Genomic DNA, 17,318 nt, shown 5'->3' with positions numbered 1-17,318 from the left:
CCTCGACCATCGTCGTGCCGCTGTACGGCAAATTTGGTGATTTGTTGGGCCGTAAAATTGTCCTGCAAATAGCGATTGTCGCATTTTTACTGGGTTCAGCATTATGTGGCATGGCACAGAACATGACGCAGTTGATCCTGATGCGTGCGTTGCAGGGGCTGGGAGGCGGTGGACTGATGGTTGTGAGCATGGCAGCCGTGGGCGATGTCATTCCCCCTGCCGAACGCGGCAGGTATCAAGGGCTATTCGGTGGTGTTTTCGGGCTGGCGACAGTTATCGGCCCATTGATCGGCGGTTTTCTGGTTGAGCACTTTTCCTGGCGCTGGATTTTTTATATCAACCTGCCGTTAGGTATTTTTGCACTGTTGGTGATTGGCGTCGCGTTAAAATCACAGACTGCACGCATCCGCCATGAAATTGACTTCCTTGGCGCAGGTTATCTAGCGGCTGCACTGACCTGCATCATTCTGTTCACCAGCGAAGGTGGCACCGTCTATGAATGGTCGGATCCACAACTGTGGTGCATTTTGGCGTTTGCGGTCGTAACTCTGGGCGGTTTTATCTATGAAGAGCGGTTGGCGGTTGAGCCTATCATTCCGCTTGGGTTATTCCGCGATCGTACGTTTTTACTGAGCTGTGCCATCAGTTTTATTATCGGCATGTCTTTGATGGGATCAATGACCTTCCTACCATTGTATTTACAGGTGGTAAAAGGTTCGACCCCATCAGAGGCCGGTATGCAGTTGTTGCCGTTGATGGGCGCATTGTTGGTGAGTTCAATCATCAGCGGACGATTGATCAGCCGTATTGGCCGCTACCGTATGTTCCCGATCGGCGGTACCTTGCTGAGTTTTATCGGCATGCTGCTGCTGGGACATCTAAAAATCAGCACGCCGATATACCAGTTGTATATCTATATCGGTGTACTCGGCTTCGGGCTAGGTATGGTGATGCAGGTGTTGGTTCTGGCAGTGCAAAACACCGTGGCGATGCAGCAGATGGGCGTAGCAACTTCTAGCGTAACGTTATTCCGCTCCATCGGTGGTTCGATCGGCGTGGCCGCGTTTGGCGCTATTTTCACCCACGTATTGCGTAACCAGTTACAAGAGCGGATCCCTGAGGGCACTCAATTACCGCATTCCCTTAGTGCACAGGCGGTACAACAGTTACCGACCACAATCCGTGAAGATTATCTGCAAGCGTTTGGTTCGGCGTTGCACTCGGTTTACCAGATTGCGGCAGGCATTATGGTGATTGCTTTTGTGCTGTCACTGCTGCAAAAAGATGCATCGCTTAAGAAATAGTCAAATCACTCACAATGAGACTCAACATCTACAGTCGCATTGAAGGCTGTAGTTGTCAGCCTACGGTTTCGCAATGACATTTTTTGAATCCACCGACTTCACTGCCACTTCACACTCAGTTGATAGACTATCACCCTTCTGATTTCGAAGGATTGAATCATGACAATCAACAAACATTTGGGTGCTCTGTTATTTCTCACTATTTGCCTGATGACTGGGCTGGTCACGCAGGCCAGAGAACTGCCAACTTTGCAGGAGGGTGACCTTATTTTCCAAACCTCCCGTTCAGCACAAAGTCTTGCCATACAGCAAGCCACCGGCTCTCGATACAGCCATATGGGGATCATTCTTCTGCGTAATGGAAAACCCTACGTATTTGAGGCTGCGGCGACAGTAAAATACACACCACTGCCTGCCTGGATAGAGCGTGGGGAAAAAAAGCATTTCGTCATCAAACGCCTGAAGAACGCCAAGCAGTTCCTGACAGCCCCCATACAGCTAAACCTACGCAAACAAGCTCAATACTTCGCCGGCAAACCTTACGATCTCCAGTTTTCCTGGTCAGATGAAAAACTGTACTGTTCAGAGTTGGTGTGGAAGATTTATGATCGCGCGGCAGGCATACAAATCGGTCATTTGCAGAAAGTGAGTGAATTTCATCTCGATGCCCCTGCCGTAAAGCAGAAATTGCGGGAGCGTTATGGCACGAACATTCCTTGGGATGAGCAAATTATCTCGCCTAAAGCCATGTTTGAGTCACCGCAGTTAGTCACAGTGATTGCAAATTGACAGGCTGCTTAATGATGCTTTGCCATTGTGGCGTAATCACTAGGTGATTTTATTTTCGGAACATCTCACCCCGCGCACTAGCCGGACAATTCTACATTGCCCGGCTAAGACTAAAGCTTAAGGCACGTCGTAGCCCAAGGCCGCTTTGCGGATACGGAACCACTGCTGGCGGCTCATTTCCAACTCGCATGCCTTAATGGCTGAACGCACGCGCTCGATTTTGCCAGAACCGATAATCGGCAGTGGCGCAGAGGGTAAGCGCATGATCCAGGCATAAACCACTTGTTCGATGGTTTCTGCGCCAATTTCCTGCGCCACTGTCTGTAGTTCATCACGCAGCGGCTGGAACTCCGCATCGCTGAACAGGCGGCCACCGCCCAGGCAAGACCAGGCCATCGGCTTGATACGCAGTTGCTGGCTCTGATCCAAGGTTCCATCCAGGATCGCTGGCTGATGAATAGGTGATATTTCCACCTGATTAGTCACCAGCGAGAACGGCAGACGCGACTGCAACAGAGTAAACTGGGCCGGGGTAAAGTTGGAAACACCGAAATGGCGCACCTTGCCCGCTTTATGCAGTGCGACAAAGGCTTCAGCCACCTCGTCAGCGTCCATCAACGGATCGGGACGATGGATCAACAGCAAGTCCAGATAATCGGTATGCAGGTGGGTTAACGACTGCTCGGCACTCTGTACAATATGCTCGCGATCGGTAATGTAATGACCAATCGGGTTACCCAGCTTGGCGGTGGTCGCGATACCGCACTTTGAAACCAGTTCCATCCCTTGGCGTACCGAAGGTTTCAGCTTAATCGCCTCACCAAAAGCTTGCTCACAGGCATAACCGCCGTAAATATCGGCATGATCGGCCGTCGTCACACCCAATTCAATATGCTGCTCAATAAACTTCAGCAGTTGCTGAGGGGACATCTCCCATTCCATTAAACGCCAATAACCACAGATCATCTGTGAGAATTCAGGCCCTTGCGGTGCAAGCTTGATGCGATTCACCATATTTTAAACTCCATAAAATTATTCCGCGCCAGCATACACAAGCGCCCAGAGGGTAGGAAGCCATAAAACGGCGTTAACGTGCGTCAGATCGGGAAATAGCTAAAAAAGCGAAGGCTGTTCCGGCGGAATTTCATCAGAGGGTTTACTGACGCGCTGCATACGCAGATAACGTTGGCGGCATAAGCGCAAAACATCACGTTTTTGCGCATCGTTCATTTGCATCCAGCCAAAGCGCTCCTCGCGGCTGCGCAGGCAGCCACGGCAAAAACCGCGCTCATCCGTCTGGCAAATACCACGGCACGGACTGGGGATGTCAAAAAACTCAAGTTGCTGCGCCACACGACCTCCTGCGTTTAGGCAGTGTTCCACACGGCCTTACCTAATTGAAGACGTCATCAGCGCCGATGGCAAGTGGCTTTTCGCCATGGCGACGAAAATAATCACGCAGGTAATGCAAGGCCTGACGGGTTTTCTCCGGCAGCACGCGCTCCTCTGCCAGGCCATTACAGCCCCGTAGCGCTCTGATCCTCTAAGGTTATCTTAAGTTTCATCTGGTAGATTTCAGCGCATTACACAACGGCAGGATTCAGATTTGGCAATGCAGTTACGTCGATTACTACAGTGCAACAGCTTGGGGTTTATCCTTTCCAGCGCACTCTTTTTTACCCTATTCCATAACGCCTTATTTCTCTATACCGCCTGGTCGTATATCAGCTTCGATAGCATCCATAGCGTCATTTTCGCTGCCACTATGCCAGTGGTGATTTTTTGTGCGCTCAACATAATTTTTAGCGTGCTGACAATACCGCTCCTGCGCAAACCACTGATTATCCTTCTGCTGCTCGGCAGTGCGGCTACCAATTACTTTATGTTCAGTTACGGTACCGTGATCGACGGAAATATGATGCAGAGCGCCTTCGAGACCAACTCGCAGGAAGCCGCCGCTTTGTTGACGCCACGTATGGGGCTGTGGGTACTGCTGCTGGGTATTCTTCCTTCGGCGGCGGTCTGTTGGGTGCAAATCCATAAAACTCGCCCCTGGTGGTACATGCTTGGCTTGCGTGCTGCAAACGTCATGCTTTCTGTTGTGATGATCTTGCTGGTCGCAGCCTTGTTTTACAAAGATTATGCCTCGCTGATCCGCAACAATAAGAGCGTGGTGAAAATGCTCACGCCTTCCAACTTTGTTGCTGGCACGATCAAATTTGCCGAACATCGCTATTTCAGCCGCAGTCTGCCGCTAGTCAAGATTGGCGAGGATGCTCAGCTCGGCCCGACCATCCTTAGCCAAGAAAAAAAGACGCTGGTGATCCTGGTGGTGGGCGAAACCGCGCGGGCGGAAAATTTCTCGCTTGGTGGTTACTCACGCGAAACCAATCCGCGCCTGAAACAGGACAACGTGGTGTATTTCAGGAATGCCAGCTCTTGCGGTACCGAAACGGCAATCTCCGTCCCTTGTATGTTCTCCAACATGCCGCGCAGTGATTACGATGCCAAATTAGCCGCTCATCAAGAAGGCTTAATGGATGTTCTGGCTCATGCCGGAATCAACATGCTGTGGCGTGACAATGATGGCGGCTGCAAAGGTGCCTGCGACCGTATCCCGCATATCGACATGACCAAATTGCAGTTACCGCAGTACTGTGAGGGTGATGTCTGCATGGACAATGTGCTGCTGCACCAACTGGATGACTACATCAACGGCCTGAAAGGCAACGGCGTTATCGTGCTGCACCAGATGGGCAGCCATGGGCCAGCGTACTATCGCCGCAGCACGCCTGAATTCCGCCAATTTACACCGACCTGCGACAGCAACCAGATCCAGGACTGTACGCACGCGCAATTGGTGAACACCTACGACAATTCGTTGCTGTACACCGACGCCATGCTGGATAACACCATCAAGCTGTTGCAGCAACACGGTGACAAATTCAATACGGCAATGGTTTACCTTTCTGACCATGGCGAGTCGCTGGGGGAAAACGGTATTTACCTGCACGGCACGCCTTATCTCTTTGCGCCTTCTCAGCAAACCCACGTGCCTTTCCTGATGTGGATGTCGGCAGAGTATGAACGCAATTTTGCTATCGACCGCCAATGCCTGAATAGCCTGGCTGAAAACAATGAGGTTTCGCAGGACAACCTGTTCCACACCCTGTTGGGTATGCTCAACGTGCACACACATGAATATCATCCCCATCAGGATATTCTGCAAAACTGCCGCAGGCACGCCCAAGGCAAGGCTTAACTTTTACGCTCTCCTAAGGCACAATAAACGCAAACTCAAGCCGGTATTACTCACCGGCTTTTTATTTTTCTTGACCTAGACCAATCGGTCTATTACGCTCAGCATCATTATGACAAAACCTGTGCATTGCAACGTGGATACACGTGAACATCTGCTCGTTACTGGCGAAACCCTCAGCCTGCGCCTTGGCTTTGCCGGTATGGGTCTGAGCCAATTGCTCGCGACGGCTGGCGTGCCTAAAGGCTCGTTCTACCACTATTTTCGCTCGAAGGAAGCTTTTGGCGAAGCGATGCTGCAACGCTATTTTGAACACTATGATGCTGATATGCAGACGTTGTTTGGCGACGTCAAACGCGATGCGCGTCATCAGTTATTAAGTTATTACGCACAAGCCATCAGCCATCACTGCCTCAGCGAATGCCATAACGCCTGCTTGGCGGTGAAACTTTCTGCCGAGGTCAGCGATCTGTCGGAACCGATGCGTCATGCGCTGGAAACCGGCACCGCGCGCATTGTTGGCCATCTGCAAGAGGCGCTTGAGCGAGGGATACGTGAAGGTTCGCTGGTCATCGCCATGAGCCCAGCGGCAACGGCGGAAACGCTCTACTCATTGTGGCTTGGTGCTTCGCTGCGTGCCAAAATCCGCCGTTCGGTCGCCCCACTGACCAGCGCGCTGGAAACTATCGAATTACTGTTGCGCCCTGCACAACGCTAATCCTGGTGATTTACCCTGAAAGTGCCATTGCTGAAATACGTTTTAACCTTAACTAGTCGACCGGTCTATTAAATAGGATGCATTATGAAGATTGAAAAGTTGTTCTCCCCCCTGAAAGTTGGCTCTACAACACTGCCCAATCGTGTATTCATGGCCCCGCTGACTCGTTTGCGCAGCATTGAACCCGGTGATATTCCAACCCCATTGATGGCGGAATACTATGCACAACGCGCCAGTTCCGGCCTGATCATTACCGAAGCGACACAGATTTCTTTCCAGGCGAAAGGCTATGCCGGTGCTCCAGGGTTGCATACCCCAGAACAGATTGCCGCGTGGAAAAAAATCACTCAGGCCGTTCATGAGAAACAAGGGCATATCGCCGTGCAACTTTGGCACGTTGGCCGCATTTCTCACAACAGCCTGCAACCGGGCCAGCAAGCACCGGTCGCTCCTTCCGCAATCAATGCCGAAACCCGCACCACGGTACGTGATGAAACCGGTGCCTGGGTACGTGTGCCAACCTCCACCCCGCGCGCACTGGAAACCGCAGAAATCGCCGGGATCGTCAACGATTTCCGCCAGGCGGCTGCCAACTCACGTGAAGCTGGTTTCGATTACATTGAATTACACGCTGCGCACGGCTACCTGCTGCACCAGTTCATGTCTCCGGCCTCTAACCAGCGTACCGATCAGTATGGTGGCAATATTGAGAATCGTACTCGCCTGACGTTGGAAGTGGTTGATGCCAGCATCGCCGAAGTTGGGGCAAATCGTGTTGGTATCCGTATTTCACCGCTTGGCCCATTCAATGGCCTGGACAACGGTGAAGACCAGGAAGCCGCAGCGCTATATCTGATCGAAGAGCTGAATAAACGTGGCATCGCCTATCTGCACATCTCTGAGCCCGATTGGGCCGGTGGCAAGCCTTATTCCGCCGCATTCCGTGACGCCATTCGCGCGCATTTCAGCGGGGTAATCGTGGGCGCGGGTGCCTACACTGCCGAAAAAGCCGAAGAACTGATCGAAAAAGGCTTTATTGATGCCGTCGCCTTTGGCCGCAGCTATATCGCCAACCCGGATCTGTTAGAACGCTTCAAGCAGAAAGCGCCGCTGAATGAACCGCATGCTGACACCTTCTACGGTGGCGGTGCAGCGGGGTATACCGACTATCCTACTCTGTAAGTGACTTTTCTTTGATCCTCAGCCGGCCAAAAGCCGGCTGAATTTATTGGTGACAGCGTCACGTAAGCCGCTTATGCACCAGACGCGTTGAATTGCCTTATATGACAAAGCTATACTGATGTTCGCTTCAATCTACCTGCCGCTCGCTGCGGCACACCCAATCAGAGGAAATTATGCGCCTACTCCATACCATGATCCGTGTCGGTGATCTGCAACGCTCCATCGATTTCTATACCAAGGTATTAGGCATGCGCCTGCTGCGCACCAGCGAGAACACCGAGTACAAATACTCGTTGGCGTTCGTTGGCTATACCGATGAAAGCGAAGGTTCTGTGATTGAACTCACCTACAACTGGGGCGTTGACAGCTACGAGATGGGTTCCGCATTTGGCCACCTGGCACTGGGCGTTGATAATGTGGCAGCTACCTGCGACAACATTCGCCATGCTGGCGGCAACGTAACCCGTGAAGCGGGCCCGGTCAAAGGTGGCACCTCGATTATCGCTTTCGTTGAAGATCCCGATGGCTACAAAATCGAACTGATCGAGAACAAACATGCCGGCCAAGGTCTCGGCAACTGACGTTTCCCCAGGGCGCATTTCAGCGCCCTTCTTTTATCTCCGCTGCATCAAGGCAAGAAATTTGTCATAATGCCCGCTGTATTCGATAAAGATAAGAAACTGATGGCCGAAAAAAGTGATCTTAACGCCCTGAGTGGCCGTTTTCGTGGGTTTTATCCCGTTGTTATTGATGTAGAAACCGCAGGCTTTAATGCCAAGACCGATGCGCTGCTGGAAATTGCCGCCGTCACGCTGAAAATGGATAGCAACGGCTGGTTACAGCAGGATGAAACCCTGCATTTTCACGTTGAACCCTTTGAAGGGGCTAATCTGCAACCCGAAGCGCTAGCCTTCAACGGTATTGACCCGCATAACCCGCTGCGCGGTGCGGTGAGTGAACATGATGCGCTACACGCTATTTTCAAGGCCGTGCGCAAAGGTATTAAAGATCAGGGATGTAACCGAGCGATTATCGTGGCTCACAATGCCAACTTTGATCACAGCTTCCTGATGGCGGCCGCTGAGCGGGCCAGCCTGAAACGCAATCCATTCCATCCGTTTGCTACCTTCGATACCGCCGCGTTAAGCGGGTTAGTACTGGGCCAGACCGTGTTGGCCAAGGCCTGTATCGCCGCCGGTATGCCATTCGACAGCAGCCAGGCACATTCCGCCCTGTACGATACCGAACAAACGGCTCTGCTGTTTTGTGAACTGGTGAATCGTTGGAAACGTCTTGGTGGTTGGCCGCTCAGCAGCAACAACGCTGACTAAGCGTCATAAAAAATTCGGGCGGCATCTGTAACAGATGCCGCCCGAGTTTTTTCAGTAAAACCTTTCGCCATTAAGGCTGCTGATCTTCCTGCTGCTTATATTTCTCAGCCGTCTCTTTGAGTAACGGCTGCAATTCACCACGCTGATACATTTCCATAATGATATCGCAACCGCCCACCAGTTCACCGTCAACCCACAGCTGCGGGAAGGTTGGCCAATTGGCGTATTTTGGCAGTTCGGCACGGATATCCGGGTTTTGCAGAATATCAACATAAGCGAAACGCTCACCACAGGCGGAAAGCGCCTGGACGGCTTGCGCAGAGAAACCGCAGTTTGGCAATTTCGGTGAACCTTTCATGTACAGCAAAATTGGGTTAGCAGAAATCTGCTGCTGAATTTTTTCAATCGTCGTCATTATTGCTTCCTCAAGCCACATCTTGGCTACAACATCACACCGGCTATTGTAGCGGCAGGAACAGTATCAAGAAAACGCCATCTTTTGCAGGGACATTTCCGGTTGCCGGACGAGCTCTAAAAACCGCACCATTCCGGTTAAAACATACTCACAGAATAACATTTTTAATCCGACTATTTCACTATTATATTTTCGCGGTTGGCACGTGATGAATAATAAGCCACACTCGGTTTATTGATGCTTTTTTATACATTAACGGGTTGATTTTAAACCATAAAAAATGCCATTAACGTTTTCTCACAATATGGATTACTATTTATGAGTTCTACGCTGTTTTATATGGCAAATTTCGGGAATACTGTAGCCCGTTAGATATCTTTTTCGAGGCCAAGGTTGGTAACATTGACATGCGTTTAATTATTACGCTTTTCATGCTGTTGTTCTCACAGCTATTCTTCAATCTGGCGCACGCTGCGCCAAAGGCACATGTTTCTGCCGAGCAGCGTAAGGGGCATGTTAATGATGCCCGGCCTGACGATCGCAAGAAAAAGAAAGCGGATAAGGCCAGCAAAAAAGTGAAAGCCGTTGCGCCTCAGAAAACAGCGAAAATAAAGTCGCAGGCAGAGAAGAAAACCACACAGGTTAAATCAAAGAGTCAATCTACCCGCACTGCCAGCGTCAAAGTCACTCCGCCGAAAAAGGGTTACAAGAAAGGCTATGGTCGCCATCGTGAGCCGGATATGGCTACCGCGAAACTGGCCAAGAATGAAAAACCGCTGAAACTCAGCCCTGCGCACAAAAAACGTTATCAGCATGCCAAACAAACGGCCATGGCCAAACTCATGAGCCAGATGGGCAAGCCTTACCAATGGGGCGGTTCTTCACCGCACACCGGGTTTGACTGCAGCGGCCTGATTTATTACGCCTACAAAGACGTGGTGAAAATCAAAATGCCACGTACCGCCAACGAAATGTATCACCTGCGTGACGCCGCGCCGATCAAGAAAAGCGAGTTGGAGACCGGCGATCTGGTGTTCTTCCGCATCAATAACCGTGGCACTGCCGATCACGTTGGCGTTTACCTTGGTAACGGCAAGTTTATCCAGTCCCCGCGTACTGGCGAAGAAATCCGCGTCAGCCAGTTGGATAACGACTACTGGCAGAACCACTACATCGGCGCACGCCGTGTTGTCACGCCAAAAACTATCCGTTGATTTATTGCGGCTGAGACATAGCCTCAGCCGCCCTTTCCTGCCGATGCTTTAATCAATCAGCCGCTTAACATGCTTTAAACCTTTTTTTCACCCGGAAAGTTGCTAAGATTATTGTCCATAAAAAACACACAACCATTCTGTTTTCCTCCTTCAACCACCGGGTTGGAGGTTGTCGGAATAATAGTGCTGTATATAAAAAGGAGAAAGCAATGTCGTTTGAATTACCTGCATTACCGTATGAGAAAAACGCTCTCGAACCGCACATTTCTGCAGAAACCCTGGAATACCACTATGGTAAGCACCATAACACCTACGTGGTTAACCTGAACAACCTGGTGAAAGGCAGCGAGTTCGAAGGCAAAACCCTGGAAGAGATTGTCAAAACTTCTACCGGCGGCGTGTTCAATAACGCAGCACAGGTGTGGAACCACACCTTCTACTGGCATTGCCTGTCACCACAGGGTGGCGGCGAGCCAACGGGCGCAGTAGCCGCTGCGATCACCAAATCCTTTGGTTCTTTTGCTGCTTTTAAAGAGCAATTCACCGATGCCGCCGTGAAAAACTTCGGCGCGGGTTGGACCTGGCTGGTGAAAAAGGCGGATGGTACGCTGGCGATCGTTAGCACCTCAAATGCGGCAACCCCGCTGACCGGTGAAGACAAACCGCTGCTGACCGTTGACGTGTGGGAACATGCCTATTACATCGACTACCGCAATGCGCGTCCGAAATACCTGGAGAACTTCTGGGCATTGGTGAACTGGGCGTTCGTGGAAAAGAATCTGGCGTAATCGCTGGAGGTTGATAGCAAGGCGCAGCATGCTGCGCCTTTATTATTTCTTGGTATGAATCAGTTCAATGCGGCGATAAAACCGAAAACAATAATCATTGCTAAAGCACAAACGGTGGTAATCAATGACATCTTCAAATCGGTATCCATAACGACTCCCTATCAGATTGGCTTCACTAAGCATAAAATCCACACGATTAATGCGTCAAATCATTTTCACACAGTTCGTGACTAAAATCTTGTTATCATTTCCCAAGTTATAATGCCGAATAGATCTTCCACTTTGCGTCAATTTGGGACAAAATCCGCAGTTCACAACTGCGTACCGGCAAAATGCCCCTCCTGTTTAAGCGGCTTACGAACTCAGCACTAAAAACTCAGCTTCCGCTTCTCTGGAGAGAGATCTATGCAGGCAAACGATTAACATCATACTTACATGGCATAACATGTGAGTTCAGGAGTCATTCTTTACATGGCAACGATTAAAGATGTCGCCAAACGCGCTGGCGTGTCCACCACCACCGTTTCGCACGTCATCAATAAAACGCGTTTCGTCGCCGAAGAAACAAAAGAGGCCGTTCGGGCTGCGATCAAAGAACTGCACTACTCCCCGAGCGCGGTCGCACGCAGCCTGAAGGTTAACCATACCAAATCGATCGGTTTGCTCGCGACCTCAAGTGAAGCGCCCTACTTTGCTGAAGTGATCGAGGCGGTAGAGAACAGCTGCTATAGCAAAGGCTATACCCTGATCCTTTGTAACTCACACAATAACCTCGACAAACAGCGTGCCTACCTGGCGATGCTGGCGCAAAAGCGTGTTGATGGCCTGCTGGTAATGTGCTCGGAATACCCGGACCAGTTACTGGGCATGCTGGAGGATTATCGCAATATCCCCATGGTGGTGATGGATTGGGGTGCTGCACGCGGTGATTTTACCGATACCATTATCGATAACGCCTTTGAAGGCGGTTATCTGGCTGGCCGCTATCTGCTGGAACGTGGCCACCGTGATATCGGTGCTATTCCAGGGCAGTTATCACGCAACACCGGCGGCGGCCGCCATCAGGGCTTCCTGAAGGCGCTGCAAGAGGCCAACGTTGAGGTGCGTGAAGAGTGGATCGTCCAAGGGGATTTTGAACCCGATTCGGGTTACAAGGCCATGCACCAGATCCTGTCGCAGAAACACCGCCCTACGGCGGTATTTTGCGGAGGCGATATTATGGCAATGGGGGCGATCTGCGCCGCCGACGAACTGGGTCTGCGCGTCCCGCAGGATATTTCGGTGATCGGTTACGATAACGTGCGTAACGCGCGCTATTTCACCCCGGCGCTAACCACCATCCACCAGCCGAAAGAGCGCCTGGGGGAAATGGCTTTCACCATGCTGCTGGATCGCATTATCAGCAAGCGTGAAGAATCCCAAGTGATTGAAGTGCATCCAAAACTGATCGAACGCCGTTCCGTGGCCGATGGCCCATTTATCGATTATCGCCGCTAGTCTCTTCGCTCAACCACTCCTGGTTGAGCGTTTCACTATCCCCTAGATACTCCAGTAGCCAGGCCATCGCCGGTGATTGTGCGTTCTGCTGCCAGGTCAGGCAGCAGGCACTGGCGGGAAACGGCTCCTGCAATTGCAATGCCACCAGTTCACCGCTTTGTACCAATGGCAGTACGCGATGCGCGGGTACCATACCAACACACAACCCGCTGCGCAGGCAATCTACAGCGGAAACCCAGTCGGGGACGGTAAGCCGCCGCTGATTATCCAATGACCAGGTCACTCGCTTGGGCAAGTTGCGCGACGTATCCTCCAGCAATAGAGAAGGATATGGCCGCAGTTGATCGTTGCGCAGCAAACCGGTCAGACTGGCCAGCGGATGTGACGTGCTAACGACACACAACCAGTTCATAAAACCCATATCGCGAAAGGCAAAACCACCGCCCACCGGCACCGCACGCGTGGCACCGATCGCCATCTCGGCCCGGCCATCCACCAGCGCGTCCCACACGCCGTTGAACACTTCCGGTTGCACCATCAGTTCCACATCGGGGAAGTGGCGATAAAAATCCAGCACCAGTTGGCGACTGCGCTGCGGTTTAACAATGATGTCCACCGCGATTTTTAGCTGCCCGCGCCAACCATTGGCCACCTGCTGGCATTGACGACGCGTATCAAGCATTTTTTTGATAACAGTACGCGCTTCTTTTACAAACAGCGCACCGGCAGGCGTCAGTTCCACATCGCGATGGCGGCGTTCAAACAGCGGCACTGCCAGCCATTGTTCCAGTTGCCGCACGGTATAGCTTACCGCAGACGGCACACGGTGCAGCTCCTGTGCTGCCGCGCTAAAACTGCCGGTGCGCGCTACCGCATCAACGACATCGAGCGAATATTCAGACCACATCTCTTTTTGCCTTCAATTTTTTTAACAGCACCTAGCAAATATTACCGTTTCACAAGCAGAGATCCAGCCGGATACACTGGCCGGCGCTAAAAAACCTGCAATAAGAAAATGTTAATGAGAAATACCATGCAAAGTTTTGGATTTATGTTTTATCTCGCCGGCCTGAGTATGCTGGGCTATCTGGCCACCGATATGTATCTACCCGCCTTTGGTGCCATGCAACAGGATTTGCAAATCTCCGCCGGTGCCATCAGCGCCAGCCTGAGTATCTTTCTGGCTGGCTTCGCCTTTGCCCAACTGGTGTGGGGACCGCTTTCCGATAAGCTGGGCCGCAAGCCAGTTCTGCTGTTTGGTCTGGCGTTGTTTGCTCTCGGCTGCCTGGGGATGCTGTGGGTGCAAAATGCCGTGCAACTGTGGTCATTGCGTTTCATCCAGGCGATTGGGGTCTGCTCTGCCGCTGTAACCTGGCAGGCCATCGTGGTGGATCGCTATCGCGATGGTAAAGTTAACCGCATTTTCGCCACTATCATGCCATTGGTTGCGCTTTCTCCGGCACTGGCCCCGCTGGTCGGTGCCTGGCTGCTGAACCATATGGGCTGGCGAGCGATCTTTGCGGTGTTGCTGGGTATCGCTGTCTTGTTGTTCGTACCCACCTTGTTGCTGAAAGAGACAGCCAGAATCGTACCTTCTGCCGATAAAAAGCCCGGCCTCAGCTTCCTGCAAATCCTGAAGTCTCCAGTTTTCAGCGGCAACGTGATGATCTTTGCCGCCTGTTCAGCCAGCTTCTTTGCCTGGCTGACCGGTTCGCCGTTTATTCTCGGCAATATGGGGTACAGCCCGAATGATATTGGCCTGAGCTATGTTCCACAGACGTTGGCCTTTTTACTCGGCGGTTACGGTTGTCGTACAGCATTGAACCGCATTTCAGGCAAAACCTTGTTGCCGTGGCTACTGGTAGCTTATGGAGTCAGCATGGTGGCGTTGTATCTGGTTGCCACGTTAAGCCAACCGACCTTAACTAGCCTGTTGATCCCATTCTGCTTTATGGCTTTGGTTAACGGTGCCAGTTATCCGATTCTGGTGACAAATGCGCTGATGCCGTTCCCTGATAACAGCGGTAAAGCCGCAGCCTTGCAGAATACCTTGCAATTAGGGTTGTGTTTTATCGCCAGTATGTTGGTTTCGGCATTTATCACCCAACCGTTGCTAGCAACGGTTACCGTAATGGTCGCTACGGTGGTTTTGGCTGCCTTAGGGTACATGGTACAGCGTGGGAAGGGAGAGGTTGATGGGCAGGTAACCCGCCAAGAACATGCTGACTCTATGTCATAATTGTCTTTATAAATAGTTACTTGATGAAAATTCCAGCCGAGCGCGATTTACTGTTGAGTATGCGCCTCGGCAAGCCTATACTCGAAGCAACCTTTCAAAATAACATCTATATAGAACTTTTATCGCAGTAACTATTGTGTACGCGAATGGCGTCACACTTTATTTAAGGAATCATTTTCCCGTGCCTTTTGGCATAGGGGGTCTCTTAAATTTCCTCTGTCCATAGTCGGATATCAGACACCACGGCGAAATTTTACCGTAGGTAAACGTATGCCTCATTAGAAATTGTCTACGCTATTTTCTTGTGGGTCATAAGTCAGAAGAAGGTGATGGAGAAGCTATGAGTTCATCGTGTATAGAAGATCTGAGCATTCAAGATAACCAATGGTACCGTATCGCGCATGAAATGCTCGCCATGGCCGGTATTGAGATCAACGGTTCACGCCCTTTCGATATTCAGATTAAAAATCCCAATTTCTTTAAACGCGTCTTGCAGGAAGGCTCTTTGGGATTGGGCGAAAGCTATATGGATGGTTGGTGGGAGTGTGAACGGCTGGACGTTTTTTTTCAGCGCGTTGTTGCCGCCGGTCTTGAGAAAAAACTCCCCCGCAAACTGAAAGATACTCTGCGCATTGCTGCTGCCCGCCTGGGCAATCTGCAATCCAAGAAACGTGCCTGGATTGTCGGCAAAGAACATTACGATTTGGGTAACGACCTGTTCACCCTGATGCTTGATCCCTATATGCAATATTCTTGTGGCTACTGGAAAGAAGCCACCACGCTGGAAGAGGCGCAAGAAGCCAAACTGCGTATGATTTGCGAAAAGCTGCATCTGCAACCCGGTATGCGCTTGCTGGATATCGGCTGTGGCTGGGGCGGGCTTTCGGCCTATGCGGCCAGGCATTACGGGGTTTCCGTGGTTGGCGTGACCATTTCAGCGGAACAACAGAAGCTGGCGCAAGATCGCTGTGCAGGCCTGGATGTGGAGATTTTGCTGAAGGATTACCGCGATCTTCGCCAGCAGTTTGACCGCATTGTTTCTGTCGGGATGTTCGAACACGTCGGCCCGAAAAATTATCGGACCTATTTCAAGGTCGTTGAACGTAATTTAAAACCCGATGGTATTTTCCTGCTGCACACCATCGGCTCAAATCAGACAGATATGAGTGTTGATCCGTGGATCAACAAATATATCTTTCCGAATGGTTGTCTGCCCTCGGTCAAACATATCGCCCAAGCCAGTGAAGGGCGTTTTGTGATGGAGGATTGGCACAATATCGGCAGCGATTATGATCGCACCCTGATGGCCTGGTATGAACGCTTTAAGCGGGCATGGCCACAGTTGGCTGTGAACTATTCCGAACGCTTTGAGCGCATGTTCAGCTATTATCTGAACGCCTGCGCCGGTGCGTTTCGCGCCCGTGACATTCAACTGTGGCAGGTGGTGTTCAGCCCAAAAGGCGTCGAGGGCGGACTGCGTGTTTCGCGTTAAGAACAACAGACTGGCTCACAGAATAACACCCCCAGCATCACCGCAATGCCGTTCACTTAAGCGCAAAACGGCATAATTATGCAGCAGATGCTGAAGGTGTAGCCTCCCTCTCCCTGTGGGAGAGGGCCGGGTGAGGGGCTTTAGTTTAGTGATCTTCCCCTCACCCTAACCCTCTCCCCGAGGGAGAGGGAACTGGTTAGCCTTAACTGATCGGCATTGCCCAGCATCAGCGGGGATATTCTTAATACAGACAATCATTCAAGCTTTTGGCAATAACACATTTGCCGCTTCAATCGCGGCTTCGCGGCTGGCCAGCACGCGCTCAACGGTATCAACTACCGCCTGAGTCTGTGGGTCAATCTCGATATTCACTTTATCCCCCAGACGCCGTTTGCCCAAGGTGGTGCGTTCAAGCGTTTCTGGGATCAGATGCACACAGAAACGGTTATTGATCACTTCACCAATGGTGAGGCTAATGCCGTCGATGCCAATGAACCCTTTATGCAGCACATATTTCATCAGATCGGCACTCGGCATGCGCAGCCAGATCTGGCGGTTATTTTCTGAGGTGTAAATTTTAGCAACTTCAGCGGTGCAAATAATATGGCCGGACATCAGGTGCCCGCCAATTTCATCATTAAATTTGGCGGCTCTCTCGATATTGACCACATCACCCTGCTTCAATTCACCAAGATTGGTCAAACGCAGGGTTTCTTTGATCAGATCAAAACTGACCTGGTTGCCTTTAATCTCGGTTACCGTCAGGCAGCAACCGTTATGGGCGACCGATGCACCCAGCGCCAACCCCGGCAGCAGTTCACTGGGCATTTCAACAATATGAGTACGAAAATTGGGTTTTTCATCAACGGCAACCAACCGAGCGGTGCCTTGCACAATACCGGTAAACATGTAGGCCTCTTCTTCTGAATGTGTTCAAAGCGCTCCCCGCAGTTTGCCCCAGTTAAAGCAGAAAACCAAATTCACGACGGCAAAAAAACTGCGCTTGCGTATTTAATAACTATTTTGTCACAAGATTTGCTTAAGTACGCCGAGCAGGTACAATCTTTTTGACAAAATTCCGCTATTTTTT

The 17,318-nt window shown here is 51.1% G+C and carries 18 protein-coding genes; 12 read left to right on the top strand and 6 right to left on the bottom strand.

Going from position 1 to position 17,318, the window contains the following annotated elements; genetic code table 11:
- Window positions 1-1,304: MDR family MFS transporter (locus AC2A1E_RS18550; protein WP_484384972.1), on the top strand; the 1,304-nt coding region annotated here is incomplete at its 5' end.
- A gap of 159 nt (window positions 1,305-1,463) precedes the next feature.
- Window positions 1,464-2,093, top strand: a complete 630-nt coding sequence (locus AC2A1E_RS18545) for a YiiX family permuted papain-like enzyme (RefSeq protein ID WP_484384971.1) — start codon at window positions 1,464-1,466, stop codon at window positions 2,091-2,093.
- Between the two features lie 117 nt (window positions 2,094-2,210).
- On the opposite strand, the gene AC2A1E_RS18540 is transcribed toward AC2A1E_RS18545, so the two are convergent.
- Both AC2A1E_RS18540 and AC2A1E_RS18535 read right to left on the bottom strand, forming a co-directional pair.
- Window positions 2,211-3,107, bottom strand: a complete 897-nt coding sequence (locus AC2A1E_RS18540; protein WP_484384970.1) for an aldo/keto reductase — start codon at window positions 3,105-3,107, stop codon at window positions 2,211-2,213.
- Window positions 3,108-3,206: 99 nt separating this feature from the next.
- Window positions 3,207-3,446, bottom strand: coding sequence for a DUF1289 domain-containing protein (locus AC2A1E_RS18535; RefSeq protein ID WP_459398594.1), 240 nt, complete (start codon window positions 3,444-3,446; stop codon window positions 3,207-3,209).
- A 259-nt stretch (window positions 3,447-3,705) separates the two neighbouring features.
- Here AC2A1E_RS18535 and eptA point away from each other — a divergent pair, with 259 nt between their 5' ends.
- The 5 genes from eptA to rnt all read left to right on the top strand — a co-directional run bounded on the left by eptA (window position 3,706) and on the right by rnt (window position 8,583).
- Window positions 3,706-5,355: a phosphoethanolamine transferase EptA gene (gene eptA, locus AC2A1E_RS18530; RefSeq protein WP_484384969.1), complete on the top strand. Its 1,650-nt coding sequence runs from the start codon at window positions 3,706-3,708 to the stop codon at window positions 5,353-5,355.
- Window positions 5,356-5,464: 109 nt separating this feature from the next.
- The gene (locus AC2A1E_RS18525) at window positions 5,465-6,070 is read left to right on the top strand and encodes a TetR/AcrR family transcriptional regulator (protein ID WP_484384968.1); all 606 of its coding nucleotides are present in this window, start codon (window positions 5,465-5,467) and stop codon (window positions 6,068-6,070) included.
- Between the two features lie 84 nt (window positions 6,071-6,154).
- Complete coding sequence (gene nemA, locus AC2A1E_RS18520) at window positions 6,155-7,252, top strand: N-ethylmaleimide reductase (RefSeq protein WP_484384967.1); 1,098 nt, start codon at window positions 6,155-6,157, stop codon at window positions 7,250-7,252.
- A gap of 173 nt (window positions 7,253-7,425) precedes the next feature.
- The gene (gloA, locus tag AC2A1E_RS18515; RefSeq protein WP_459398600.1) at window positions 7,426-7,833 is read left to right on the top strand and encodes a lactoylglutathione lyase; all 408 of its coding nucleotides are present in this window, start codon (window positions 7,426-7,428) and stop codon (window positions 7,831-7,833) included.
- Window positions 7,834-7,902: 69 nt separating this feature from the next.
- Window positions 7,903-8,583, top strand: a complete 681-nt coding sequence (gene rnt / locus AC2A1E_RS18510) for a ribonuclease T (RefSeq protein ID WP_484384966.1) — start codon at window positions 7,903-7,905, stop codon at window positions 8,581-8,583.
- A gap of 70 nt (window positions 8,584-8,653) precedes the next feature.
- Here rnt and AC2A1E_RS18505 read toward each other — a convergent pair whose 3' ends face one another.
- Window positions 8,654-8,998 carry a Grx4 family monothiol glutaredoxin gene (locus AC2A1E_RS18505; RefSeq protein WP_459398602.1) on the bottom strand — a complete coding sequence of 115 codons (345 nt, stop codon included), beginning with the start codon at window positions 8,996-8,998 and terminating at the stop codon, window positions 8,654-8,656.
- 407 nt (window positions 8,999-9,405) lie between these two features.
- Here AC2A1E_RS18505 and AC2A1E_RS18500 point away from each other — a divergent pair, with 407 nt between their 5' ends.
- The gene (locus tag AC2A1E_RS18500) at window positions 9,406-10,212 is read left to right on the top strand and encodes a C40 family peptidase (protein ID WP_484384965.1); all 807 of its coding nucleotides are present in this window, start codon (window positions 9,406-9,408) and stop codon (window positions 10,210-10,212) included.
- Between the two features lie 209 nt (window positions 10,213-10,421).
- Window positions 10,422-11,000, top strand: a complete 579-nt coding sequence (sodB, locus tag AC2A1E_RS18495; protein ID WP_459398604.1) for a superoxide dismutase [Fe] — start codon at window positions 10,422-10,424, stop codon at window positions 10,998-11,000.
- Window positions 11,001-11,059: 59 nt separating this feature from the next.
- On the opposite strand, the gene cydH is transcribed toward sodB, so the two are convergent.
- Window positions 11,060-11,149 (bottom strand): cytochrome bd-I oxidase subunit CydH, encoded by a 90-nt coding sequence (gene cydH, locus AC2A1E_RS18490; protein WP_337262416.1) that lies wholly within the window; start codon window positions 11,147-11,149, stop codon window positions 11,060-11,062.
- Between the two features lie 322 nt (window positions 11,150-11,471).
- Between cydH and purR the strand changes: the two genes are divergently transcribed.
- Window positions 11,472-12,497: an HTH-type transcriptional repressor PurR gene (gene purR, locus AC2A1E_RS18485; RefSeq protein ID WP_484384964.1), complete on the top strand. Its 1,026-nt coding sequence runs from the start codon at window positions 11,472-11,474 to the stop codon at window positions 12,495-12,497.
- Here the strand turns inward: purR and punR are convergent.
- The gene (gene punR / locus AC2A1E_RS18480) at window positions 12,478-13,404 is read right to left on the bottom strand and encodes a DNA-binding transcriptional activator PunR (protein ID WP_484384963.1); all 927 of its coding nucleotides are present in this window, start codon (window positions 13,402-13,404) and stop codon (window positions 12,478-12,480) included. The two genes, purR and punR, sit on opposite strands and share 20 nt — an antisense overlap.
- 114 nt (window positions 13,405-13,518) lie before the next feature.
- Between punR and punC the strand changes: the two genes are divergently transcribed.
- Both punC and cfa read left to right on the top strand, forming a co-directional pair.
- Window positions 13,519-14,736 carry a purine nucleoside transporter PunC gene (gene punC, locus AC2A1E_RS18475; protein WP_484384962.1) on the top strand — a complete coding sequence of 406 codons (1,218 nt, stop codon included), beginning with the start codon at window positions 13,519-13,521 and terminating at the stop codon, window positions 14,734-14,736.
- A 340-nt stretch (window positions 14,737-15,076) separates the two neighbouring features.
- A complete protein-coding gene (gene cfa / locus AC2A1E_RS18470) occupies window positions 15,077-16,228 on the top strand; it encodes a cyclopropane fatty acyl phospholipid synthase (RefSeq protein WP_484384961.1) in 1,152 nt (383 codons plus the stop codon).
- 258 nt (window positions 16,229-16,486) lie between these two features.
- Here the strand turns inward: cfa and AC2A1E_RS18465 are convergent, their stop codons facing one another.
- Window positions 16,487-17,137: a riboflavin synthase subunit alpha gene (locus tag AC2A1E_RS18465; protein WP_484384960.1), complete on the bottom strand. Its 651-nt coding sequence runs from the start codon at window positions 17,135-17,137 to the stop codon at window positions 16,487-16,489.
- Between the last annotated feature and the right edge of the window lie 181 nt (window positions 17,138-17,318).

Source organism: Serratia sp. HNCC26DJ206 (genome assembly GCF_057180605.1).
The sequence above is the reverse complement of the archived record's forward strand: the minus strand, read 5'-3'. Positions and strand labels throughout refer to the sequence as shown.